Below are 24,276 nucleotides of genomic sequence, written 5' to 3'. Positions count from 1 at the left end.
GATTGCAAGGGAATCCTGGCGCAAGGCAAAAAAACTCCGCGGGAGAGATGTAAGATCTCTCCCGCGGAGTCAGGATTCAGATGATTTCAAGCCGGTCCGGCGCTCGATCTCCCGGGCCACCGCCTGGAGAAAGGCCCGGTTGGAGGGGCGGGTATCGCTCCTCACGATGCGCTGATAGGAAGCCGCTCCCTTCTGGTGGAGCTGGTGTACCAGATCGCGGATATTTTTGTCCACGCTCTGATAGGTGCCTCCGCTCTCCCGGATGGCCGCATAGTAGAGCTCCTTCATGAGCCGCTCTCCAATATGACCGGCCAGACATTCGGCCGCCAGCGCGGCGCAGAGACTGCCCTTCCACTCACTCTGCGCCCCCATTTCCGCGAGGATCTCCCAGGCCTGGCCCCGGAGAACGAGCTCCTGCTGGGGAATGCGGCAGATCAAAAGATCCACCAGGTTCCCCAGCTCACTCAAATTGACTGGTTTCCGCAGATAAAAGTCCACCCCCATGGACAATACCTGGTCCACAATGAGCTCACTGCCCACCTTGGAGAGGACCAGGATGCGGGGCCGTACCGGAGGCGGGTCCCGCTCCAGTTCCCGCAGAAGGGAGATCCCGCTGCACTGGGGCATGATGAGATCCAGCAGCACCAGCTGCGGCTGCCAGTCCCGGATCAGGCGCATCCCTTCCTCCCCGTCGGCGGCAGACCAGGGACACAGCTCCAGTTCGGGCCGGGTCCTCACCCAGTCCTCCAGCAGCATGCGGGTGGCGCGATCATCTTCCACCACCAGCGTGCGCACCCGCGTCTCCATGGTCTCTCCTCCTGTTCCTCCTCCGGCTCCCCAGGGGGACGCCGTCGCGCTCGGCCGGCGGCGGGCGGTTCGGTCTCCCCCTGCTTAGGGCTGGGCCGACGCGCTGGGCGCAGGACTGGCTGCAGGGCTGGCCGTGGGCTCCGGCGCGGCACTTCCGGTGGGCGCGGGGCTGGCGGTGGCCTGCTGGTTGGCCTCTACCTGGGCCTGGATTTCCTGCGCATGGGCGGTCAGCTTTGTGTAGTAATCCTTGGGATCGATGCTCTCATAGGCGTCGGTCAGTTCCACCTGGACATCCTGCATCCACTCCTCCGTCAGCTGGCTGAAGCGGTACTGGGGATAGGAGGCCCGGGTCTCGTCGGTATCGGCATCCAACCGCAGGATGATGTGGTAGCCGAACTCGCTCTTGACCGGATCGCTGATCTCTCCCACGTCCAGCGCCAGGGCAGCCGTCTCAAACTCCTGTACCATCTGGCCGGGCGTAGCGGTGTACCCGTCAGGAGAGTAGAGGTTGCCGTCGGCATCCCGTCCGTCGTCGCTGCGGGCGTTCATCTTCTCGTCAAAGAGGGCCTGGGGATCGGACGCAGCCCGGATCTCGGCCGTCAGGGCGTCGGCCTCGGCCTTCACCTGGGCCTCTTCGGCCTCAGAAAAGGCGGTGTAGGTGCCGTCCTCGTTCTCATGCCGGGTGGAGAGGAGAATGTGCTTGACCCGGTAGATCCCCTCCTCTTCCAGATAGGCATCCATGTCCTCGTCGGTGGGGACCAGGGGGCCGCCCTCCTCACTCAGCTTCTCATAGAGATTCTGGACCAGATAGCTGCTCTGCTCCATAAAGCTGCGGAAGCCCTCCTGGGAGATACCCTGGGCGTCCACTGCCATCTGGAGGGTGCCGCCCTGTTCCTTCAAGCTCTCCTCCAGCTGCTCAAACTGGGTGTCCAGCTCGCTCTTCTGCTCGTCCGTGACCGTGACGCCGTACTCCTTGGCCTTGCTCTCGATGACCGAGTAGTATTTCACCAGCTGTAGGGCATCTTCCTTCACATACTGGGAGAGGGTCTTTCCATCGCTGATCTCCTGTTCCCAGGCATCCTCTCCGGAGAGGGCCCCCAGCTGCTCCATATAGCCGATGTCCTGTCCCAGTTGGAAGAAGTACTCCTCCGCCGTCACCGGCTGGCCATCCACCTTGAGCAAAACAGCGTCCCGCGCGATCCCGGTCAGCTGGTAAGTCACATCATCGGCCGCAGGCTTGCTCTCACAGCCAGCAAGGGCGCCGGTCAGCACCGCGCCGGCCAGGAACACGCCCAGCCCTCGTTTCATTCGATCCATGGATATCCTCCTTTTATTTGCTTGTTACACTATACCACCGATGTCCGTCGAGCACAACCGGAAAAGGGCACGCCCGCTCCGTCACTCCGCCACGGCAGGGGCGGTGGCGGAGTAGTCCTCCACCAGCTTTCGGCTCCACTTGAGGGCGTCCTCTCCCTTTTTCAGGCGCAGGGCGATGCAGGGCCGCTCCCCGGGCACCACCACCAGCCGCCCCTGGTATTTCCGCTCGGCGCAGAGAGTGGAGATCCGCTCCAGTTGGAAGTCGCTGAGGTAAAAATGGAGGTTGGTCCCCTTCTGATTGATCTCCAAAATGCCGTTTCGGGCGGCGTCGGCACGCATGAGGGCCGCGGCGATAAGGTTGTTCACCGTCCGCGGGGGATCGCCGTAGCGGTCGATGAGCTCGTCGGTCAGATCGTCGGCGTCCTCCTCGCTGCGGATGGCGGCAATGCGCCGGTAGAGGTCCATCCGCTGCTCGGGACTGGGCACATACCGGTCGGGGATGGAGGCCGCCACCGTGAGGTCGGCGGAGCACTCGGTGTTGCGGGGCACGGGCTCTCCCCGCTCCTCCAGCACCGCCTCCTCCAAAAGCTTGAGGTAGAGGTCGTAGCCTACGCTGAGCATGAAGCCGCTCTGCTCGGGGCCCAGCACGTTGCCCGCGCCCCGGATCTCCAAATCCCGCATGGCGATCTTGAAGCCCGAGCCGAACTCCGCAAACTCCCGGATGGCGCCCAGCCGTTTGGAGGCCACCTCGCTGAGGACCTTTCCCTTCCGGAAGGTCAGATAGGCATAGGCCCGGCGGCTGGAGCGGCCCACCCGGCCGCGGATCTGGTGGAGCTGGGCCAGGCCCATGTGGTCGGCGTCCTCAATGATGAGGGTGTTGGCGTTGGCGATATCGATGCCGGTCTCAATGATGGTGGTGCACACCAGGATATCTACCTCGCCGTCGCTCATGCGCTTCATGACGTCGTTGAGCTCCTCCTGGGACATCTTGCCGTGGGCCACCCCCACGGACACCTCGCCTCCCAGCATCTCCTTGATGCGGGCGGCCGTGCGGGTGATGGTCTCCACCCGGTTGTGGAGATAGTAGATCTGGCCGCCCCGCTCCAGCTCCCGGCGCATGGCATCGGCCAGGACTCCCCAGTCGTGCTCCAGCACATAGGTCTGTACCGGCTGCCGGTCCATAGGGGGCTGTTCCAGGGTGGACATATCCCGGATGCCCGAGAGGGCCATATTGAGGGTCCGGGGAATGGGCGTGGCCGACAGGGTGAGCACATCCACCTGCTTGGAGATCTCCTTAAGCCGCTCCTTGTGGGCCACGCCGAAGCGCTGCTCCTCGTCGATGACCAGGAGCCCCAGGTCCTTGAACTTCACATCCTTCTGAAAGAGCCGGTGGGTCCCGATGAGCAGGTCCACGCCCCCCTGTTCCACCCGGCGCAATGTCTCCTTCATCTGGGCGCTGGTGCGGAAGCGGGAGACCACGTCGATGTCCACCGGATACCGGGCAAAGCGCTGCTTGGCGGAGAGGAAGTGCTGTCGGGCCAGAACAGTAGTGGGCACCAGGATGGCCGCCTGCTTGCCGTCCAGCACACATTTCATGATGGCCCGGAAGGCCACCTCCGTCTTGCCGTAGCCTACATCGCCGCAGAGCAGACGGTCCATGGGCCGGGCCGTCTCCATGTCCCGCTTGATCTCCTCGATGCAGCGGAGCTGGTCGTCGGTCTCGGCGTACTCAAACTGCTCCTCAAACTCCCGCATCCACTCGGAGTCGGGAGAAAAGGCATAGCCCGGCTGGCGCTGCCGCTCAGCATAGAGCTGGATGAGGCCCTTGGCCAGGTCCTTGACGGCTTTTTTCGCCCGGGTCTTGGCCTTTTCCCAGTCGGTCCCTCCCAGCTTGGAGAGTTTTTTCTTCTCCTGGGCGTCCTCGCCGCCTCCAATGTATTTGCTCACCAGGTCCAGCTGGGTGGCGGGAACATAGAGTACATCGGCCCCGGCATAGGCGATCTTGATGTAGTCCTTCTCCACTCCGTCCACCTGCATCTTGACCATCTCCTGATAGCGGCCCACCCCGTGGTGTTCGTGGACCACCAGGTCGCCGGGAGAGAGATCGGCATAGGAACTGAGCTTGGCCCGATTGGTGACTGCCTTGGCCCGGGCCTTCTTGACGGGGGCCGCGCTCCCCTCGGTGAGGATGGCAAAGCGGGCCTCCGGGAATTCCAGGCCCGCCGACAATCCGCCCACGGCGATGGTGGCCTTTCCCGACTCGGGCAGAGCGTGGAGGGCATAGTCCACCGCAGGCCGGAGCCCCTGCTCCCGCAGGAGGGCCTGGAGGTTGTCGGCCCGCTGCTGGCTGGAGACCAGCACCACCGCCCGGTATCCCTCATCCAGATAGTGGGAGAGGTCGGAGACCGCCGTCTCCAGGCTGGTCCCGTAGGAGGGGAGCTGCTTGGCCAGCAGGTTCAGGAGGGTGCGGGGCTTCATGGGGTACTGCCCCGTGGCGAAGGAGTCCAGATAGGCCACTGGCCAGTCGGACAGGCGGGCATAGAGCTCCTCCAGGGTGCGGGTAAAGCGGGCGCACTCCCCGGCCAGGGTGCCGTTTTCCAGCAAGGCGTTTGTGTCCTCCCCCATCTGCCAGAGGTAGTTTTTCCCCCGCTCGACCACCCGGGGGCTCTCGCTGAAGAGCACCACCGCGTCCTCGGGCAGGTAGTCGGCGGCGGTGGCCATCTCCGGATAGACCAGGGCCAGATACCGGTCCAGGGCCGGGAAGGAGGTCTCCTGGGCCAGCCGCTCCAGATCCTCCTCCAGATTCTGAAGGAGAGCGGCCTGGTCCCCCTTCCGGCGGCGGACCTGGGAGAGCAGCCCGGTCAGGCGCTCCTTCAGTCCCTCCGCCCCGCCGGGGGAAAGCTGGGGCAACACCTCGGCCGCCGGGAGGAAGCAGGCCTCCTCACAGTTTTCCGTGCGGCGCTGGGTGTTGACGTCAAAATAACCCATGGAGTCGGCCTCGTCGCCGAAGAACTCCACCCGGACCGGCCGCTCCTGGGCCGGAGAGAAGAAGTCCAGAATGCCGCCCCGCAGGGCAAACTGGCCCACGCCCTCCACCTGCTGTCCCCGGGTATAGCCCGCAGCGGAGAGGGCCTCGGCCAGCTCGTTGAGGTCATAGCTCTCCCCCAGGCGGATGGTGCGGCTGGCCCGTCTCAGGGCCTCCGGGGGCAGGGTGCGCTGGAGAAGGGCCTCCACCGTCACCACGGTGAGGGGACTCTTCCCCTCCAGCAGGGCGTGGAAGGCGGCCAGGCGCCGGTGCTCATATTGCCGGGAGACCACCGCGGCGTGGTGGAAGGTAAACTCCCGGGCCGCTACCAGGCGCACCTCCTCCCCGGTCAGGGCCCTCAGGTCCCGGCTGAGGCGCTCCCCCTCGGTCTCGTCGGCGCAGAGCAGTACCACGCTCCGGCCGGTCTCCCGCCGGACGGCGGCGGCAATATAGGCCCGCAGCACCGGGGAGAGGCCGGAGAAGGCCGCGGGGCAGCCCCCCTCCTCGATGGCCGCCAGGAGCTTGCGCACCTCCGGCAGCTCCCGCAGGACCTGGGTCAGCAGCTGCATGCTGTACCCTCCTTTCTAGAAAAATATGGAAGTTATAGACGTGCCGAAAGCCCCCGTTCCCATCCGGGAGGGGGGTGTACGTGTGGACAGTATAGTCCCTGTTCGGGGTGGCCGTCAAGGGAAATCAGGCGGTTTCCGGCACAAAAACGCCCCCTTCTCAAAAACTCAGACGGTTTTGAGAAGGGGGCAGACCTTTTTTCTATGTCACATTTCGGCCGTCCGGGCCGCCTGCAGGATGGACTCCGCCGTGCGGAAGGTCTCCTTGGGAAGCTGGGTGGGGATCAGCTCGATTCCCCGGTCCTCCAGGCCCTCCAGCAGGGTGATGAGGGCCAGGGAGTCCAGAAGTCCCCGCTCCAGCAGGTCCACCCCCGGCTCCCCCGCCTCCGGACTTCCACAGGCCTCCACCAGCAGGTCCCGGATCTCATCCAGGCTTACCATCTTGCACCCACTCCTTTAAGGTATTCCGGTCGCATTTTCCGTTGGGGGTAAGGGGCATATGTTCCACCCACTCATACTGCCCCGGGCACATCCAGGGCGGGAGGCGCTGGGACAGTGCCTCCTTCACCCCGCTCCAGTCAGGTAATTGGGGGCTCTCCACAAAGGCCACCAGGCCCTGTACGCCCCCATCCCGGCCCAGCCGGGGGAGCACCGCCGCCCGCTCGATGCCGCTCAGGGTCTCCAGCGCCGCCTCGATCTCCCCCGGTTCCACCCGGTAGCCCCGGTATTTGATCTGTTCATCCATCCGTCCCCGGTACCAGAGCTTTCCGGCGCAAATTACCCCCAGGTCTCCCGTGCCGTAGGCCCGCCCGGTGAGGGTATCCCGGAACCCGCCCGGTATCCCATTCAGATAACCCGGCGAGAGCTGCGTGCCCCGCAGCACGATCTCCCCCATCGTCCCCTCCGGACAGGGCACTCCCCCTATCTCTATGGAGATATCCGCGCCGCACCGCGCCATCTCTCCGATGGGAAGCTCACTCCCGCAGTCCTCGGGATGGATGCGGGCAGCAGAGACTGCGCAGGTTCCCTCCGTAGGGCCGTAGGCGTTGTAGAGGAGCAGTTTTGGGAAGCGCCGGAGCAATTTTTCCGCTGTCCGCGACCGAAGAACTTCTCCGCAGGAGAGCACCCCGCCCAAATTTCCCATCTGTACGCAGCAGAAGGACGCATCCGTGAGGCAAAGCCGCAGGAAGGTGGGTGTGGCCACCAGCAGTCCCGCTCCGCTTTTCCACATCCGAGCAAACATTGTGGAAAAGTCGCTCTGCTCCTCTCCGGTCAGGGCGGTGTGGGTCCCCCCTGTCATCACCGCCAGATAGAGGTCGGCCACCGACAGGTCAAAGGCATAGCCCGCCTGATTGAGCACTCCTCGCCCGGCACAAGCGGCGATCCCCGGCAGGGAGAGAGCCCAGGCCAAAAAATGGTCTAAACTTCCCCGGGAAATGGGGACTCCCTTGGGCACTCCCGTACTCCCCGAGGTGAAGATAATATAGGCAATCTCCGCCGGACCGGCCATACGTTCGCACCATGTCCCAGGGTCGGGGAGGGCCTCCAGCGACCCCCGGTCCCAGATCTCCAGTCCGGGCAATTCCATCGGTTCCACCGCCAGCAGCAGCGTGGCCCCTGCCAGCTCCCCCGCCTGGCGCACCCGCTCGTGGGGCCAGCTCCGGTCCGCCGGGAGATAGGGCCGCCCCGCCAGCAGACAGGCGAGAAAGCACGCGGGCATCCACGGCTCCTTGTGTCCGTAGACCACCACCGGTCCCCGGCCACGGGCCAGCATAGCCACGGTTGCCCGCACCTTTGCCCCCAGAACCGCCCAGCTCATCGCCTCCCCGCCGCTGCAGAAGGCGGGGCGCTCCCCCAGTCTGCCGCAGTTCTCCCGCAGCCGCTCCAGCAGTCTCATACCTTCTCCTCCTGGGGGATAAGGGCGGGATCATACATCACCCGGGAGTGGTTGTCCAGCACCAGCTCCCGGCCCACCACTTCACCGGTGGCGCGGTCCAGCACCTCCCGGTAGACCTGGCTCACCCGGAACCAGTCCTCCCCCTCCCGGACATAGCCCGCGCCTTCCTCCCGCAGGCGGTAGCGCCGCAGGAAGGGATGCCCGGCCCGCAGTTCGCCGCACAGGTCGTCCCCCTCCAGCCACACCCGCAGCTGTACGGTCTGGTCCGTGTCATTCCGGAAGCGGTAATCCACATGGGGATAGAAAATGGACGTGCCCGTGCCAAAGGGTACCCGCCGCTGGGCGTCCGGGAAGAGGGCGTCCGAGTGGTGGTGGAGCTCCCGCACGGTGAGAGGGCTGTTGAGCACCAGATAGTGGATCAGGTTGGCCAGCTGGCATAGTCCCCCGCCCACACCGGTGTAGAACCGCCCCCCGCCGATGGTCAGGCCCTCCCGGTATCCCCGCCGGGCGGTGGGCGGCCCCACCAGTGCCCAGAAGGAAAAGACCTGCCCCGGCTCCACACAGATGCCGTCCACACAGGGGGCCGCCAGGGCCAGATTCTGCCGCTTGTTCTCCTGAAGGGCCATATCCACCCCGTGCAGCGGGCGCAGGATGGGAGAGCGGTGTCCCTTCACCACCACCGGAAGCGATTCCACCTGTCTGGTTCGGGCAAAGGCAGTGCGCTCCCGCCAGTCCCACAGCCTCCGCCGCAGCGCTTCCTTTTTCAGCGAGATCCGGTAGCAGACCGGCCCCCACTGGCAAAACAATTTCCTCTGTCCCATGCCTTCCATCCCTCTCCCGGGCCGTTCCAGGTCCGTCTCTCTGGATTGTATCCCATACGTGCCGAAAAGTCCCCACAGTTTGGTAACAAAATTGCCCATGCGTACAGCGCCGCGGGAGTGCTCTCTCCCGCGGCGCCCATTTGCTCCGATATGGATTGGAAGAACGGTCTGCCTCAGCGCCCCGGCTCCAGCAGCTCCTCCGCCCGGCTGCGTATCGCCAGACGGTTTCCATACTGGGCCACGAAGCGCAGATGCTCCGCCGCCTCTTCCGGCCGGCCCAGCGCCCGGAAGAGCTGCCCCAATTCATAGTGCCAGGCCACCCGCAGACGCAGGGAAGACGCCTTCTCCAGGCAGGCCTTCATGGCCCCCTCCAGTCCCTCGGTCTGTCCCTGCCGCAGGGCGAGGCAGAGTTCCTGTTCCTTCAGGGCCTTCTCAAGGGTCTTGCGCCCCAGCCATTTCCGGCGGGCCGCCCGGCGGCCCTGCTCCAGCCACTGTCCCGCCGTCCCGGGGTCGGACAGATCACTGCGGCAGGCCACATAGAGCAGGAAGCTGTCCGGCTGCCGCCAGAGCTTCCGCCGCCCCTCCACCTGTTCCAGGGTCGACAGGGCCTCCACCTCCCGCCCCAGCAGAAGCAGGCAAAACCCCTCATAGACCCGATAGCGGGTACTGCCCGGGTTCTGCCGCAGGACGGAGCGGCACCACGCCAACAGCGGTGCCGGATCACAGGTCTGATCCAGCCGGGCCATCTGGTGGCGCAGTTCTTTTATCGTCAGAATGGAGATCACATCCATATAGCCTATGACCCATACCCAAAACAGCAGCAGCGGGAGCTGCCACCCGTCGTACAGCATTTCCGCCGCTGCCAGGCCCAGCAGCCCCAGGCCCATCCAGATCCAGGCGCCCACCCGGGCCCGTTCCAATATCCAGCGTCTGATAAAAGCCGCCTCCCATTCCATGTGTTCTCTCACACAGAATAGCAGACGGCTTTTGAGAAGAATGAACGATTTTCTTACAAAATACGAAAGATGGCAGACTTACCCGTTGAAGCGGCTCATGGTCTTGTCCGGCCCCTCCCGGAGGAAGCACTCCACCGCGTCGGCCGCCCGTTTGACGGCCACGTCCATGGTCTTGCGGTCCTCCCCCTGGAATTTTCCCAGCACCCAGTCGGCCATGTCGTAGTCGGGATGGGGCTTCTCCCCCACGCCCACCTTGATCCGGGGGAACTGGTCGCTGCTCAGGTGCTGGATGATGTTTTTCAGGCCGTTATGCCCTCCGGCCGAACCGCCGCGGCGCACCCGCAGCTTTCCCACCGGCAGGGACACATCGTCCGAGATGACCAGCACATGGTCGGCGGGCACCTTGAAAAAACGGGCCGCCTCCCCCACCGCCTCACCGGAGAGGTTCATATAGGTCACCGGCTTCATCAGCAAGACCTTTTCTCCCCCGATCTCCAGGGTGTTGGTGAGGGCGCGGTACTTGAGCTTCTGGATGGGTACCCGTCCCCGCTCCGCCAGCTCATCGGCTACCTCAAAGCCCACATTGTGCCGGGTGTTGTCGTACTTCTCACCGATGTTGCCAAGGCCCACTACCAGCCAGGATACGCCGCCCGATGTCCTTCCGAAAAACATGGATACCACCTCACAGGATTACAGCATTGCAGAAAAGGGGGCGTCCCCGCCGGGCAAAATGGCCCGGCAGGGGCGCCCCGCACCCGCCCGCAGGCGGGAGAGGATGCTTACAGGAACAGCTTGGAGACCGAGATCTCCTCGTAGATGCGCTCAATGGCCTCGGCGAACATGGGGGCCACGGACAGATACTTGATCTTGTCGCAGGTCTCCGCCTTGGCGGGGATGGTGTTGAGGAAGAGGACCTCGTCCAGGGCGCTGTTGCGGATGCGCTCCACCGCAGGACCGGAGAGGACGCCGTGGGAGGCGCAGGCGGTGACCGACTTGGCTCCGCCGATCTCCACCAGAGCCTGGGCGGCGTGGCAGAGGGACCCGCCGGTGTCCACCATGTCGTCCAGCAGGATGACGCGCTTGCCGCGCACATCGCCGATGATGTTCATGACCTCGGAGGAGTTGGCCTTCTGGCGGCGCTTATCCACGATGGCCAGAGGCATATCCAGCTTCTGGGCAAAGGCGCGGGCGCGGGCCACGGAGCCCACGTCGGGGGAGACCACCATCACCTCGTCGTGGCAGTCCTTGTACTTCTCCAGGAAGTGGTTGACGAACACGGGAGAGCCCATCAGATTGTCCACGGGGATGTCGAAGAAGCCCTGGATCTGATTGGCGTGCAGGTCCATGGTGAGGACCCGGTCAGCGCCGGCGCGGGTGATGAGGTTGGCCACCAGCTTGGCGGAGATGGGATCGCGGGGCTTGGTCTTGCGGTCCTGACGGGCATAGCCGAAGTAGGGGATGACCGCGGTGATACGGCCGGCGGAGGCGCGCTTCATGGCGTCGATCATGATGAGCAGTTCCATCAGGTTGTCGTTGACGGGGCTGCAGGTGGACTGGATCACAAAGACGTCAGAGCCACGCACCGTCTCGTAGATGGACACATACTTCTCGCCGTCGGAGAAGGTGCCCACCTCGGCCTCACCCAGGGAGGTGCCGATCTTCTTGCAGATGTCCAGGGCCAGCGCCTGGTTGGAGCTTCCGCAAAAGATCTTAATGTCCTTACCGTGTGCAATCATTTCTACATACATCCTCTCATATGTTTTGCGGCCAAACCCTGCCGCTCAAGTCACTTCTCTATCTGCATCTTATCCGGGTTCTGCCCGGGGGATGGCTTATTTTCTGCGGTTGCGCCGGCGGGCCGCCCACTGCTTCTTGACCACCTGGATGCTCCGGGCAATGGCCAGAGAGTCCGCCGGCACATCGTCGGTGATGGTAGAGCCGGCAGCGGTATAGGCGCCGTCCCCGATCTTTACCGGGGCCACCAGATTGGTGTTGCAGCCGATGAAGGCGTTGTCGCCGATGGTGGTGCGGAATTTGCTGGTGCCGTCATAGTTGACGGTGACTGTACCGCAGCCGAAGTTTACATGGCCGCCCACGTCGGAGTCGCCCACATAGGTCAGGTGCGAGATCTTGGTGCCGTCGCCGATGGTGGAGTTTTTCAGCTCCACAAAGTCGCCCACCTTGACCTCCCGGCCCACATGGCAGCCCGGACGGATATAGGCAAAGGGTCCCACCTTGGTCCCCTCCTCCACCGTGCTCTCATTGAGCTGAGAGGCATTGACCGTCACGCCCCGGCCGATCACGCAGTCCCGGATCATGGTGTTGGGGCCCAGTTCGCACTCCGGACCGATCACGGTCCGTCCCCGCAGGATGACCCCGGGCAGCACCACCGTTCCCCGGCCCAGTGTGACCTGAGGCCCGATATAGGCCTGGGCGGGATCCAGGAAGCGGACCCCCGCTTCCCGGGCACGGCTGACGCTGTCCTCCCGGGCCACGGTCTGGAGGTCCTCCAGATTTTTCTCCTCCAGGGGGAGGAAGCAGCTCTCATAGGGACGGCAGTGGACGGTCAGGACCTCCAGAATATCGCCGCCCTCGGCCAGCGCAGCCCGGCCGGCGGGAGTAAACTCAAACACACCGTGTCCCTCCGGGTGGATCCCCCGGCTGAGCATGGCGTTTTTCTCCTGGGGCGGCAGCTCAGCCAGTCCATCCCGGACGCGGCTGACGGCATAGGCGGGCATAAAAACAGGCCGGGTCACCGCCACCACCCGGTCATGTCCCTCCAGGAAGGTCAGCAGACGCTCTCTGGCCCCGTCGGTCCCGGTGGTGATGAACACCGTTCCCTCCGGGAAACAGGTCTCAGCCTGGGCCTGGTCGTCCTGATGGCATACCACCAGAAACTCCTCTGCTCCAGCGCGCTCCAGAGCCTGCTCCAGCCAAAGAGCCGCAGGGTCAAAGAGCAGCGGCTCCAGCAGCAGGGACGGCCGGTTCCCCTCCCGCGGCAGGAATACGATTGCACCCGCCTTTTCCGTCATACGCGGTCACACTCCTTCTCTTCTTTCGATTATATCAAAGCGGCCGTGGAAATGCACCCATATTTTTGGGAAAATCCGTCTCCCGATGCCATATCAGACAAATGCACAATTCCAAATGGGTTTTCCCCCGGCTTCTCAACAACTTTACCGCCTCTTTACACAGCGGGTTGCCCGGAAAGCGTAAAAAAGGAGGACCCCCGGGGATCCTCCTTCCGGTTCTGCCCCGGTTATGCCATGACCAGACGGCGCATCCCCATGACGCGCCAGAGCTGGGAGACCTCCAATGTGGCACAGAACTTATCCGCCAGGTTCACAACCGCCGCCTCCCGGCTGCGGGGCCGGCGTTTGGCCAGGGGCCACATATGGGACAGAATGATATTCTCTTCTTTGGGCGAGAGCTCACCGCACAGCATGCGGGCATTCCGTGCCGCGGCCACCGGGTGGTCAAAGCACTGGTTGCCCGGATGGGTCCCGGGTTCCCGGGCGTTGTACAGGTACAGGTCGTGGAGCAGGCCGCAGCGAGCCGCCGTGCGGAAGTCCAGTCCCCAGCGCCGGGCCAGGCGGAAGGCAATATAGGCTACGAATACCGAGTGCTCGTAGCAGTTGCAGCCCGGGTGGTGGGGGATCTCCCGCATGGAGAGCACCTCACGGCTCTCAATCAGGTCGGCCACGCATTCCAGGAACCGATACCAATGCGTCTCATCGAACAAAACCATGGGAATCACCCCTTCGCAGTCATTGGACCCACTTGGGTCCGGGGCCCTGAGATCCGGGCCCCTCCGTATTTATTATAGTAGCTTTCCACCGGTTTGTCATGTCGTTTTGGGCAATTGCCAGTATTTTCTTTCCTGTCCGAACTGGCCCCTTTCCCGCTCTTTTTCATGTGCACGACATATATTTCACTTTTTTACAGTTTTATGTTTTTATTTTTGTTCTAATTCTACAAATTTTTCCCACATTGTCTTTTATATGAAGACTGTTTATTTCAGATTGTCTTTGTATTGAATACATTTATTGACTGTTCAATAAAATTTTTCTTGACAAACTGCACAACCTTGCCGTAAACTCCTCATATCACTATATGAGTTTTGGCAAAACAGCGGCTTGCCGGCTCATAAAATTCAAAAGAAAAGATGGTGGATTTCCTATGTCTACTCCCTCCGCTGCAACCAAAGATCAAGTGGTCAAACGCTGGATCGTCTTTTTCATCGGCATGTTCCTGATGGGTACCGGTATTGCGCTGAGCATCAAGGCTACCATTGGTGTCTCTCCCATGAGCAGTATTACCAACCTTTTCTATCTGATTTTCCCCAACATTTCGCTGGGTACCTTTTCCTTTCTGCTGAACTTCCTGTTTTTTGTGGCTGAGTTTATCGTGGCGCCTAAGACCTGGCACCCGGTCAAGATCCTCACGCAGCTGGTTCCCACCTTTATCTGCAGCGTCTTTATCGACGTCAACATGTGGCTGTGCAACGCTGTGGTGCCTACCTCCTACGTGTCCAAACTGCTGGTCCTGGTGGCGGGCTGCATTGTCTTTGGTCTGAGCCTGGCCCTGATGGTCTCCGCCGACGCCACCCTTCAGCCCAGCGAGGCTTTCATCAGCGTGGTGGCCGAGCGTACCGGCCGGGCCTGGGGCAATGTCCGCACCGCGACCGATATTACCCTGGTGGTGCTGGCCACCATTGGTTCTCTGATTGTTTTCCATGGCGTGACCACCGTACGGGAAGGCACTATTATCGCTGCTGTGCTCATTGGTCAGTCCTCCCGCTGGTTTGCCCCGCTCACCGACCGTCTCTTCCGCTCTCAGGAGGAGCTCACTCCCGTCTCTCAGAATTGACCGTTCCGAACCGCCCCGGTGAAACCGCCGGGGCGGTTTTTTGTCTCCCGTCCGGAATCGTCAGAAAATGTTAAGACTTTTTCCCTTGTTCCCGGTCATATACTCCTCTATACTGACTGTATTAATACACCTCATACAGTTCAACTCTAGGAAAGGGGTCTGATTATGATTCGTCTTGACTCCCGGGATGCGCGCCCCATTTATGAACAGGTGATGGACAGTCTGCGCCGTCTGGTGGTGTCCGGCGCCATTCAGCCTGGGGAGAAGCTCCCCTCGGTCCGCGCGATGGCCACTACGCTGGCCATCAACCCCAACACGATCCAGCGGGCCTATGAATCCCTGGCGGCGGAGGGCTACCTCCACCCAGTGGCCGGCAAGGGCTGTTTTGCGGCTGACCGGGGGGATATCCAGGGCCGGCGCCGGGAAACCCTTTTAAATCGGTTTGACCAGACGGCTGCTGAACTGATTTTTCTGGGACTGAGCCCGGACGAGCTCTCTCGTCGCCTGCATGCTGTTTCCCAGCCATAATTTGAGAAGGAGGAGCCGCTGTTTATGATCTCAGTCCAGAATGTAGTAAAGACCTTCGACGGATTCCGGGCCCTGAACGGTCTGAATATGGAGGTGCCCGACGGGGCCATCTACGGCCTGGTGGGCCCCAACGGAGCGGGAAAATCCACCATTCTGCGCCACATCACCGGCATTTACCGGCAGGATTCCGGTCAGGTGCTGGTGGCAGGTGAGCCGGTCTACGAGAACCCCGCCGTCAAGGCCCACATCGCCTCCATCCCCGATGAGCTCTACACCTTCCTGTCCGCCTCCACCCGGGATATGATGCGCTTTTTCCGGGGCTTCTACCCCCGCTTCGATGAAGCGCGCTACCAGGCCCTGAAAGAGGTCTTTTCCTCGGTGCAGGAAAATATCCCGGTGCGCCGTCTCTCCAAGGGCATGCAGAAGCAGGCGGCCTTCTGGCTCTCCCTGTGCTGCCGGCCCGACCTGCTGGTGCTGGATGAGCCGGTGGACGGTCTGGACCCGGTGATGCGCCGGCAGGTCTGGTCCCTCCTCATGGGCGACGTGGCGGAGTATGGCACCACTGTGCTGGTCTCCTCCCACAACCTGCGGGAGCTGGAGGACGTCTGCGACCATGTGGGAATCCTCTCCCAGGGCAAGGTGCTGCTGGAGCGTGCCCTGGCGGATCTGCAGGACAATATCGTGAAGATGCAGATCGTCTTCCAGGAGCGGGAGCTGCCCCAGCTCCCCGAGGACCTGGCCGTCCTCCATGTGTCCCAGGTGGGGCGTATTCATACCCTGATTGTCCGGGGCTCGGCCGACGAGGTGACCAATCGTCTGGCGATCTATGCCCCCATCCTGATGGAGGCCCTGCCTCTGACGCTGGAGGAAATCTTTATCTATGAATTGGGAGGTGAGGACTATGCCGTCCGTGACATCGTGCTCTAAGGAGCGCCGCCCCTGCGCCTGGTTCAACATCACGCTCTTTCGGAAAAACTGGTCCCGGTTCTGGCCCCTGTGGTCTTTGTACGGGGTGATCTGGTTCTTAATTCTGACCGTGGGCATTCTCAACAGCCGCGGCATCTATGATACCATGCCGGATAATTACTACCCGACCGGTTATGTGGTGTACGCCATCCCCATGGGGATCCTGCTCTCACTGGGCTTTGGTGTACTGTGTGCCATGGCGGTCTTTTCCTATCTCTACTCCAGCCGTCCGGTGGGGCTCATGCACGCCCTGCCCATCCGGCGGGAGGGGCTCTTTCTCACCAACTACCTCTCGGGCCTGAGCTTTTTTGTCCTGCCCATTCTGGTGGTGGCCCTGCTCACCCTGGGGGCGGAGTTCTATGCGGGCCACGGGGTGGATTTGACCTCTCTCTTCCTGTGGGGCTGGTGCCAGTGTATGGTCTCCCTGTTCTTCTACTCCTTTGCGGTGTTCTGCGCCATGTTTACCGGCCACATTCTGGCGTTGCCCGCCTTCTACGGCATCCTCAACGGCCTGGTGTTCGGCCTGGATGCTCTCTTTCGGGAGCTGGCCCGCATCTTCCTCTTCGGATTTTATACCTCATATCAACTCAACCCCTGGGTGGAGTGGCTCACTCCCACACTCTGCTACATCGACCGCATGGGCAGCACCGGCTCCCCCAATTATCACTTTACCGGACTGCTTCCCGTCTTTGTGTATATGCTGGCCGGGCTGGTCTTCACCGGACTGGCCCTGCTCCTCTACCGCCGCCGCCATCTGGAGACCGCCGGGGACGTGGTGGCTGTCTCCTGGCTGCGCCCCATCTTCAAATACGGTGTGGCCTTCTGCTCTGCCGTGGTTATCGGCACTTTTCTGTGGAGCGTCTTCCTGCCCCAGGTCTCGCACAGCATCCTGTGGTCTCTCCTGTTCTTCCTGCTGCTCACGGGAGCCCTGGGCTACTTTATCGCCGAAATGCTGCTGTGCAAATCCTTCCGCGTCTTCCGGCAGGGCTGGAAGGGCTGCCTCTGCTTTCTGATCCTGCTCACACTGGGCGTGAGCACTCTGGAGGTCGACCCGATCGGCTTTGAGGTCCGGGTCCCCCAGGCCCAGCAGGTGGTGGAAGTACGCCTGGATACTCCCTCCTTCGCCCCCTATGATGGAGCTTCCTCTCCTTCCGTCCTGCGCCGGGAGGAGGACATTGCCCGTCTGGTGGAGCTCCATCAGACCATCATCGACCATCAGTCCCAGCTGGAGTCGGCTGAGCGTGTATCTTCCCACCCCTATGTCTCCCAGCAGGTGGGAGATTATATGGTGGATGTGGAGACTTCCGGCTCGTTCTACTTCTCCTTCACCTATCTCTTCCGGGACGGCGGCACCATGCGGCGCAGCTACCGTATCCCGGTGGACGAGGAGCTTCTGGCCGATCCCACCTCTCCCGCCGCCAAGCTGGATGCGCTCATCAATGCTCCGGGTCTGGCACAGCAGGAGTATCTCTCCCTCTACCGCAGCGGCGATGTGCTGACCAGCGTCAACCTCTCCACCTATACGGGAGCCGATCAAATTTTCTCCAGCGGTGCGGACACCCAGCTGCTTCTGGACGCCGTGCTCACCGATCTGGAAGAGGGAAATCTGGGCCGTCACTATCTGTTGGAAAATCAGGACCGCTATGCCAACTGCTACTATAACGATCTGACCTTCCACTTCTATTCGCCGGAGGCCCGTTCGGAACTGGTGGAGGACGGGCACATCTATCAGTTCACCATTACCATTCAGACTACGGCCACCCATACCCTGGAGGCCCTGCGGGAGTTGGGCGCAGAGGATGTACTCATCCTCCGCAGCGCAGCACCCTGAGAAACTCCGGCATCCCGCACCTCTCCAAAGATTTTTTGAAAGTATGTTAAATTTTTAACTTTCTCATTCAAATCCGGCGGTCCTGGGCGTTTCGTCCCGGTGACCGCCGGATTTTTGACCTCCAAAGTATATTGTTAAAATATTCACAAGTCACCGTTGCATTTTTCTTCCCCATCATATATAATAAGCTTATCCGGTTCGCAAACCGAATTTGTATTCATTGCCGATTCCGCGACCATATATCGAACGAAATGTAAAATATTTGGAGGGTCAATTCTATGAAGGACATTTATGTTGTCAATTGCTGCCGTACCGCCATCGGCTCCTTCGGTGGTTCCCTGAAGGATGTTCCCGCCGCCAAGCTGGGCTCCATCGTTGTGGCTGAGGCGCTCAAGCGTGCCAACGTCAAGCCTGAGCAGGTGGACGAGGTCATGTTCGGCAGCATCCTGACTGCCGCTGCCGGTCAGAATATGGCCCGCCAGGTTTCTCTGGGCGCCGGTATTCCCGTTGAAGTGCCCGCCTACACCGTCAGCATGGTCTGCGGCTCCGGCATGAAGTCCGTGATCGAGGGTGCCCGTACCATCCTGGCCGGTGACGCCGACATCATCGTGGCCGGCGGCACCGAGAACATGTCCGCTGCCCCCTATGCCATGCCCGCCGCCCGCTTCGGCGCCCGCATGAACGACACCAAGCTGGTGGACACCATGGTGAAGGACGGCCTGTGGGATGTGTTCAACGACTACCACATGGGCATCACCGCTGAGAACGTCTGCGACCAGTGGGGCATCACCCGCGAGGAGCTGGATGAGTTCGCCCTGAACTCCCAGATGAAGGCCAAGGCTGCTCAGGAGGCCGGCAAGTTTGACGACGAGATCGTCCCCGTGCCCGTGAAGGTCAAGAAGGAGATCGTGGACTTCAAGGTCGACGAGTTCCCCCGCCACGGCACCACCGCTGAGGGTCTGGCCAAGCTGAAGCCCGCCTTCAAGAAGGACGGCCGCGTCACCGCCGGCAACGCCTCCGGCATCAACGACGGCGCTGCCGCCATCATCCTGGCCTCCGGCGAGGCTGTGGAGAAGTACGGCCTGAAGCCCATGGCCAAGCTGGTCTCCTGGGGCCAGGGCGGCGTGGATCCCAAGATCATGGGCGTGGGTCCTGTTCCCGCCTCCAAGCAGGCTATGGAGAAGGCCGGCCTGACCATCGAGGACATGGATCTGGTGGAGGCCAACGAGGCCTTTGCTGCCCAGTCCATCGCTGTGGCCCGCGAGCTGAAGTTTGACATGAGCAAGGTCAACGTCAACGGCGGCGCCATCTCCCTGGGTCACCCCGTGGGCTGCTCCGGCGCCCGCATCATCGTCACCCTGCTGCACGAGATGAGCAAGCGTCCCGAGGCAAAGAAGGGCCTTGCCACCCTGTGCATCGGCGGCGGTATGGGCACTGCCGTCATCCTCGAGAAGTGCTAATCTGAATATTTTTTCCGGCGGGCCGCATTTGCGGCCCGCTTTTTTCTGTCTTTCTCCGCGCCGCGGCCGTTCTCTGTTTTTATCGGGCGGACAGAATTTCCCTCATCTGAACGTGCACGATCACACTTCCGTTATTTTGCATAAATAATTCATTATATGATTTACTTTCAATGAAAACGCCTAAGTTCAAAAATTATTTCTTTCCTCTTGATTTATTTCCAGATTGTGCTATGATTAGGGCATGGCAGCGCCTTTGGCACTCTGTATTTTAAGGAGGACACGGAATATGATTGACCTTACCATCCGCCGAGACAGTCTGGACCGAAACATCAAAAAGGCCCGCGAAAATAACGTCATCATTCCCACCATTGCCCAGATGCAGGAGCCGGAATCCATTCCTGGCGCCATCCGGGACAAGCTGAAAAATGTGGGACTGTGGGACGTCAATCCTCTGAACCTGTTCCGCATTACCTGGAAGAACGAAGCCAAGGAATTTGGCGGCGGCTATCAGGCTGTGCCCAACTATGTGGAGCTGCCCTCCTCCCTGACCGGTGTTCCCTGCCGCATTCTGGCCATGGCGGGCAAGTGGTTCCCCACCGGATGCCACAAGGTGGGCGCCTCCTTTGGATGTCTGGCCCCCCGTCTGGTGACCGGACAGTTTGACGCCACCTATCACCATGCCGTCTGGCCCTCCACGGGCAACTACTGCCGCGGCGGCGCCTTCAACTCCAAGCTGCTGGCCTGTGACAGCGTGGCCATCCTTCCCGCCGAGATGAGCAAGGAGCGCTTCGAGTGGCTCAGCCAGATCGCCGGCCAGGTCATCGCCACCCCCGGCTGTGAGTCCAACGTCAAGGAGATCTTTGACAAGACCTGGGAGCTCAAGCAGGATCCTACCATGATGATCTTCAACCAGTTTGAAGAGATGGGCAACCCCCTGTGGCACTACAATGTGACCGGTACCGCTCTGGCCGATCTCTATGAGGCGGTCAAGCGCCCCGGCGACCGTCTGGCCGGCGCCTGCTTTACCTCCGGCTCGGCGGGCACCATGTCGGCCGGCGACCTGCTCAAGGACCGCTATCCCCATGTGAAGCTGGCCGTGGGCGAGGCGCTCCAGTGCCCCACCATTCTGGAAAACGGCTTTGGCGGCCACCGCATTGAGGGTATCGGCGACAAGCACATCCCCTGGATCCACAATGTCAAGAACACCGATATGGTCATCGACATTGACGATGAGGATTCCCAGCGCCTGCTCCGCCTCTTCAACACCTCCGACGGCCAGAAGTACCTGAAGGAAGAGCTGGGCCTCTCGGACGAGCTGCTGGAGAAGCTGACCTGGATGGGCATTTCCGGTATCGCCAACGTGCTGTGCTGCATCAAGATGGCCAAGTACTACGAGCTGACCGAGCGCGACGTGGTGGTCACCGTCCTCACCGACTCGGCCGTCATGTATCAGAGCCGCATCGAAGAGCTCAACCAGATGCACGGCGCCTACAACCTGCAGGAGGCCGCTCTGGACCATAACCTGCACATTCTGGGCCTCAAGACCGACAACATGGCCGAGCTCAACTACTGGGACCGCAAGCGGGTCCACAACCTGAAGTACTACACCTGGGTGGAGCAGCAGGCCCGCGACGTGAAGGACCTCAATGCTCTGTGGTACGACACCGAGGGCACCTGGGACGCCGTCCACCAGCAGGCCAAGGATCTGGACGAGCTGATCAACGAATTCAACGACGCCACTGGACTGCTCAAGGCCCTGTAAGCGCCTCATTCATCCATACACACCGGACCGGCGGGCGGGGAAATCCCGCCCGCCGGCTGTTTTGAAAAGGAGGTCATCCCGTTGCTGAAGAATGTAAAATACGCCAAATGTGTCAAGTGCGGCAAGGAGTATGAAGCCACCCCCAATACCACCACCTGTACCTGCGGCGGTATCCTGGACATCGTCTACGACTACGATTACATCAAGGCCCACTTCACCAGGGACGACCTGGAGCGCAGCCAGGAGTGGTCCATGTGGCGTTACCGTCCCTTCCTGCCCGTGGAGGCCGACTCGGCGCCCACTCCGCTGCGGGTGGGCTGGTCTCCCCTCTACCGGGCGGACAATCTGGCCCGGGAGCTGGGCCTCAAGACCCTCTACATCAAGGACGACGGACAGAATCCCACGGCCTCTCTGAAGGACCGCGCCTCCGCCATGGCAGTGGTCAAGGCCCGGGAGGCGGGTGCCCACACCATTGCCTGCTCCTCCACCGGCAACGCCGCCTCCTCTCTGGCGGGCAACGCGGCGGCAGCGGGCATCCCCACCTACATCTTTGTCCCCTCCCGCGCCCCCAAGGGCAAGGTGGCCCAGCTGCGCATCTTCGGCGCCACAGTCATCAGCGTGGACGGTTCCTATGAGGATACCTTTGAGCTCTCCAAGGCCGCCATCGAGAAGTGGGGCTGGTACAACCGCAACGCCGCCATCAACCCCTATCTCTCCGAGGGCAAAAAGACGGTCACCCTGGAGATCCTGGAGCAGCTCCACTGGAAGGTGCCCGACTTCATCGCCCTCTCGGTGGGCGACGGCTGCACCATCGCCGGCGCCTGGAAGGGCCTCAAGGACCTCTATGCCGCCGGATTCATCGACCGGCTCCCCCGCCTCATCTCGGTCCAGGCGGAGGGCTGCTGCCCCCTCAACCGGGCCATCATGACGGCCACCCCCTGGCAGCCTATGGAGGAGAACACCCTGGCCGACTCCATCGCCGTGGGCGTGCCCCGCAACGCGGACAAGGCCCTCCAGGCCATTGAGGAGTCCGACGGTCTGGTGGTCAACGTCACCGACGACGAGATCCTGGCTGCCATGCGCCTTCTGGGCCGGACCCAGGGCGTCTTTGGCGAGCCCGCCGGTGTCACCGGTACTGCCGGTGTCAAGAAAGCCCTGGAGCGCGGCATCCTGGACCCCGACGCCACGGTGGTCAGCGTGGTTACCGGCAACGGCCTCAAGGATGTGGCCAACGGCATCAAGGCCGCGGGAGAGCCCATGCTGGTCCGTCCCTCCATGGACGAACTGCTCAAGGCCTTTGACGCCAACGGGATCCATCCCTGACCCCTCCGGCGCAGCGTTCCTGTACTCTTGCGTTCAACCTTTCCATGTGCTACAATAGAGCCGGAAATGGCTGAAACGGAGCCTGAATGGGCGGGTCACATCCGTTTTGGATGTGACCCGCCCTGTTTTGTATTTACTCTTATTGAAGGAGGCCTATCTATGTCCATCCTCATTCAAAACGGTACCCTGATCCTCCCCGACGGCCCGGTAAAGGCTGATCTGCGGGTGGAGGCGGGCAAGATCGCCGAGATTGGCCCCGCCCTCTCCGCCGACGGCTGTCAGGTCATCGACGCGGGGGGCAAGCTGGTTTTCCCCGGCTTTATCGACACCCACACGCACTTCGAGATGAACAAGGGCACCGACCGGGAGACTGCGGACAACTGGGAGACCGGCACCCGGGCCGCCCTGGCCGGCGGCACCACCTGCGTGCTGGACTTTGCTGAGCCGGAGCACGGCCACTCCCTCCAGTCCGCGCTGGACGAGTGGCACAGCCGTGCCGATGGCCACGCCTCCTGTAACTACTCTTTCCACATGACCATCGTGGACTGGGATGCCCGCATCCGGGAAGAGCTGCCCAAAATGACCGAGCAGGGCATCACCTCCTACAAGGTCTACCTGGCCTACCACGGCATGCGCATCCCCGACGGCGTGGCCTATGAGGTCATCAAGGCCGTTGGCAAGGAAGGCGGCGTGGTGGGCTGCCACTGCGAGAACGGCGACCTCATCGACGAGGCCATTGCCGAGCTCAAGGAGGCCGGTATGCTCACGCCCGCCTCCCATCCCCTGGCCCACAGCGACCTCATCGAGTCGGAGGCCGTCAACCGCTGGCTCAATCTGGCCGAGCAGGCCGGCTATCCGGTCAACGTGGTCCATCTCTCCACCCAGCGCGGCCTGGAGGAGGCCCTGATGGCCCGGTCCCACGGCCAGTCCCTCTACCTGGAGTCCTGCCCCCAGTACTTCACCATGACCGATGAGAAGTATCACCTCCCCGGCTTTGAGAGCGCCAAGTACGTCTTCTCTCCCCCCCTGCGCAAGCAGGAGGATGTGGACGCCCTGTGGGAGGCCCTGGGCGAGGATGAGATCGACACCATCGGCACCGACCACTGCTCCTTCAACTACGCCACCACCAAGCACCTGGGCAAGGACGACTTCTCCGCCATCCCCCCCGGCATCCCCGGCGTGGAGCACCGTCCGGCTCTCATGTACACCTACGGCGTCCGGCAGGAGCACATCTCCGAGCTTCAGATGATGAAGACCCTCTCGGAGAATCCCGCCAAGCTCTTTGGCATGTTCCCCCAGAAGGGCACGCTGGCCGTGGGAAGCGACGCCGATATCGTTATTTTTGATCCGAATTATACCTGGTGTATTCGCGCAGCCGAGCAATATCAGAATGTGGACTACACGCCCTATGAGGGCATGGAGATGGCAGGCCGTACCGAGACCGTCCTGCTGGGCGGCGAGGTCGCCGTAGAGGACGGCAAAGTGGTCAAGGAAGGCCTGGGCAAGTTCGTCCACCGCGGACCCTCCCAGTTCTGGAGATAAGGCTGTATGGAGATCGGATGCGTCCTGATGGCCTCGGGATTTGGCCGGCGCTTTGGCTCCAATAAGCTCCTTCTGCCGGTGGAGGGGGTGCCCCTGGTCCAGCGGGCGCTCACCCTCTATGCCGGTGTCCCCTTTGCCCGCCGGGTGGTGGTGAGTCAGTATGAGTCCATCCTCTCCCTGGGCCGGAAGGCGGGTTTTCTCCCCCTTCCCAACCCGGAGGCCGCGCGGGGGATCTCCGCCTCGGTCACCCTGGGGACTCGGGCCTGTATGGACCTGGACGGCATCCTCTTCGGCGTGTGCGATCAGCCCTGGCTTACTCCGGAGAGCGTGAATACTCTGCTGGAGGCCTTCCAGTCCCACCCGGACCGGATCTGCTCCCTCTGCTATGGGGAGCGGCGGGGCAATCCCGCCCTGTTTCCCTCCGCCCTTTTTCCCGAGCTTCTGGCCCTCACCGGCGATACCGGCGGCGGCCAGGTCATCCGCCGCCACAAGGAACTTCTGCACCTGGTGCCGGCCGCCCATCCCCGGGAGCTCTTTGACATCGACCGCCCGGAGGATCTCCCCCAGACATAAAAATACCCCCTGTCCTCGGTGGACAGGGGGTAT

General features: G+C 62.2%; 20 protein-coding genes. 9 read left to right on the top strand and 11 right to left on the bottom strand.

Features of this window, described 5'->3' with window-relative positions; translation table 11 throughout:
* Positions 1–69: 69 nt before the first annotated feature.
* From GPK94_RS15740 to GPK94_RS15690, 11 genes are all read right to left on the bottom strand, one after another.
* Positions 70–807 carry a response regulator gene (locus GPK94_RS15740; RefSeq protein WP_215656247.1) on the bottom strand — a complete coding sequence of 246 codons (738 nt, stop codon included), beginning with the start codon at positions 805–807 and terminating at the stop codon, positions 70–72.
* A gap of 84 nt (positions 808–891) precedes the next feature.
* The gene (locus GPK94_RS15735) at positions 892–2,124 is read right to left on the bottom strand and encodes a peptidylprolyl isomerase (protein WP_215656246.1); all 1,233 of its coding nucleotides are present in this window, start codon (positions 2,122–2,124) and stop codon (positions 892–894) included.
* An 81-nt stretch (positions 2,125–2,205) separates the two neighbouring features.
* Positions 2,206–5,718: a transcription-repair coupling factor gene (gene mfd, locus GPK94_RS15730; RefSeq protein WP_215656245.1), complete on the bottom strand. Its 3,513-nt coding sequence runs from the start codon at positions 5,716–5,718 to the stop codon at positions 2,206–2,208.
* A gap of 204 nt (positions 5,719–5,922) precedes the next feature.
* Entirely contained in the window at positions 5,923–6,156 is a 234-nt protein-coding gene (locus tag GPK94_RS15725) for a phosphopantetheine-binding protein (protein ID WP_101692629.1), read from the bottom strand.
* Complete coding sequence (locus GPK94_RS15720) at positions 6,140–7,612, bottom strand: AMP-binding protein (RefSeq protein WP_215656244.1); 1,473 nt, start codon at positions 7,610–7,612, stop codon at positions 6,140–6,142. Before GPK94_RS15720 ends, GPK94_RS15725 begins: the two co-directional genes overlap by 17 nt.
* Positions 7,609–8,433 (bottom strand): VanW family protein, encoded by an 825-nt coding sequence (locus GPK94_RS15715; RefSeq protein WP_193535628.1) that lies wholly within the window; start codon positions 8,431–8,433, stop codon positions 7,609–7,611. The genes GPK94_RS15720 and GPK94_RS15715 overlap by 4 nt, the downstream gene beginning before the upstream one ends.
* 173 nt (positions 8,434–8,606) lie before the next feature.
* Positions 8,607–9,389, bottom strand: a complete 783-nt coding sequence (locus GPK94_RS15710; RefSeq protein ID WP_215656243.1) for a hypothetical protein — start codon at positions 9,387–9,389, stop codon at positions 8,607–8,609.
* Positions 9,390–9,467: 78 nt separating this feature from the next.
* The gene (pth, locus tag GPK94_RS15705) at positions 9,468–10,061 is read right to left on the bottom strand and encodes an aminoacyl-tRNA hydrolase (protein WP_215656242.1); all 594 of its coding nucleotides are present in this window, start codon (positions 10,059–10,061) and stop codon (positions 9,468–9,470) included.
* A gap of 107 nt (positions 10,062–10,168) precedes the next feature.
* Positions 10,169–11,125 carry a ribose-phosphate pyrophosphokinase gene (locus tag GPK94_RS15700; protein ID WP_101692624.1) on the bottom strand — a complete coding sequence of 319 codons (957 nt, stop codon included), beginning with the start codon at positions 11,123–11,125 and terminating at the stop codon, positions 10,169–10,171.
* 96 nt (positions 11,126–11,221) lie between these two features.
* The gene (locus tag GPK94_RS15695; protein WP_101692623.1) at positions 11,222–12,421 is read right to left on the bottom strand and encodes a DapH/DapD/GlmU-related protein; all 1,200 of its coding nucleotides are present in this window, start codon (positions 12,419–12,421) and stop codon (positions 11,222–11,224) included.
* Positions 12,422–12,648: 227 nt separating this feature from the next.
* Positions 12,649–13,137: an HD domain-containing protein gene (locus GPK94_RS15690; RefSeq protein WP_215656241.1), complete on the bottom strand. Its 489-nt coding sequence runs from the start codon at positions 13,135–13,137 to the stop codon at positions 12,649–12,651.
* A gap of 431 nt (positions 13,138–13,568) precedes the next feature.
* On the opposite strand from GPK94_RS15690, the gene GPK94_RS15685 reads away from it, so the two are divergent.
* The 9 genes from GPK94_RS15685 (at position 13,569) to GPK94_RS15645 (ending at position 24,243) form a co-directional block, all read left to right on the top strand.
* On the top strand, positions 13,569–14,258 hold the full coding sequence (locus GPK94_RS15685; protein WP_193535634.1) for a DUF6198 family protein: 690 nt from the start codon (positions 13,569–13,571) through the stop codon (positions 14,256–14,258).
* Positions 14,259–14,423: 165 nt separating this feature from the next.
* On the top strand, positions 14,424–14,786 hold the full coding sequence (locus tag GPK94_RS15680; protein ID WP_101692620.1) for a GntR family transcriptional regulator: 363 nt from the start codon (positions 14,424–14,426) through the stop codon (positions 14,784–14,786).
* Between the two features lie 24 nt (positions 14,787–14,810).
* Positions 14,811–15,713 carry an ABC transporter ATP-binding protein gene (locus GPK94_RS15675; protein WP_215656240.1) on the top strand — a complete coding sequence of 301 codons (903 nt, stop codon included), beginning with the start codon at positions 14,811–14,813 and terminating at the stop codon, positions 15,711–15,713.
* Positions 15,688–17,583, top strand: a complete 1,896-nt coding sequence (locus GPK94_RS15670; protein ID WP_215656239.1) for an ABC transporter permease — start codon at positions 15,688–15,690, stop codon at positions 17,581–17,583. The genes GPK94_RS15675 and GPK94_RS15670 overlap by 26 nt, the downstream gene beginning before the upstream one ends.
* 278 nt (positions 17,584–17,861) lie before the next feature.
* Positions 17,862–19,043: an acetyl-CoA C-acetyltransferase gene (locus tag GPK94_RS15665; RefSeq protein WP_193535640.1), complete on the top strand. Its 1,182-nt coding sequence runs from the start codon at positions 17,862–17,864 to the stop codon at positions 19,041–19,043.
* A gap of 286 nt (positions 19,044–19,329) precedes the next feature.
* Entirely contained in the window at positions 19,330–20,805 is a 1,476-nt protein-coding gene (locus GPK94_RS15660; protein ID WP_186963222.1) for a pyridoxal-5-phosphate-dependent protein subunit beta, read from the top strand.
* An 84-nt stretch (positions 20,806–20,889) separates the two neighbouring features.
* Positions 20,890–22,128: a threonine synthase gene (locus GPK94_RS15655; protein WP_101692678.1), complete on the top strand. Its 1,239-nt coding sequence runs from the start codon at positions 20,890–20,892 to the stop codon at positions 22,126–22,128.
* Between the two features lie 159 nt (positions 22,129–22,287).
* On the top strand, positions 22,288–23,670 hold the full coding sequence (gene hydA / locus GPK94_RS15650) for a dihydropyrimidinase (protein ID WP_215656238.1): 1,383 nt from the start codon (positions 22,288–22,290) through the stop codon (positions 23,668–23,670).
* 6 nt (positions 23,671–23,676) lie between these two features.
* Positions 23,677–24,243, top strand: a complete 567-nt coding sequence (locus GPK94_RS15645; protein ID WP_252192673.1) for a nucleotidyltransferase family protein — start codon at positions 23,677–23,679, stop codon at positions 24,241–24,243.
* The last annotated feature ends 33 nt before the right edge of the window (positions 24,244–24,276 follow it).

The sequence above is a fragment of the Pseudoflavonifractor sp. MCC625 genome (assembly GCF_018784545.1).
Taxonomy (GTDB): Bacteria; Bacillota; Clostridia; order Oscillospirales; family Oscillospiraceae; genus Pseudoflavonifractor_A; species Pseudoflavonifractor_A gallinarum.
Note: the sequence above shows the minus strand (reverse complement) of the source record. Positions and strands in the feature narration are given on the sequence as shown.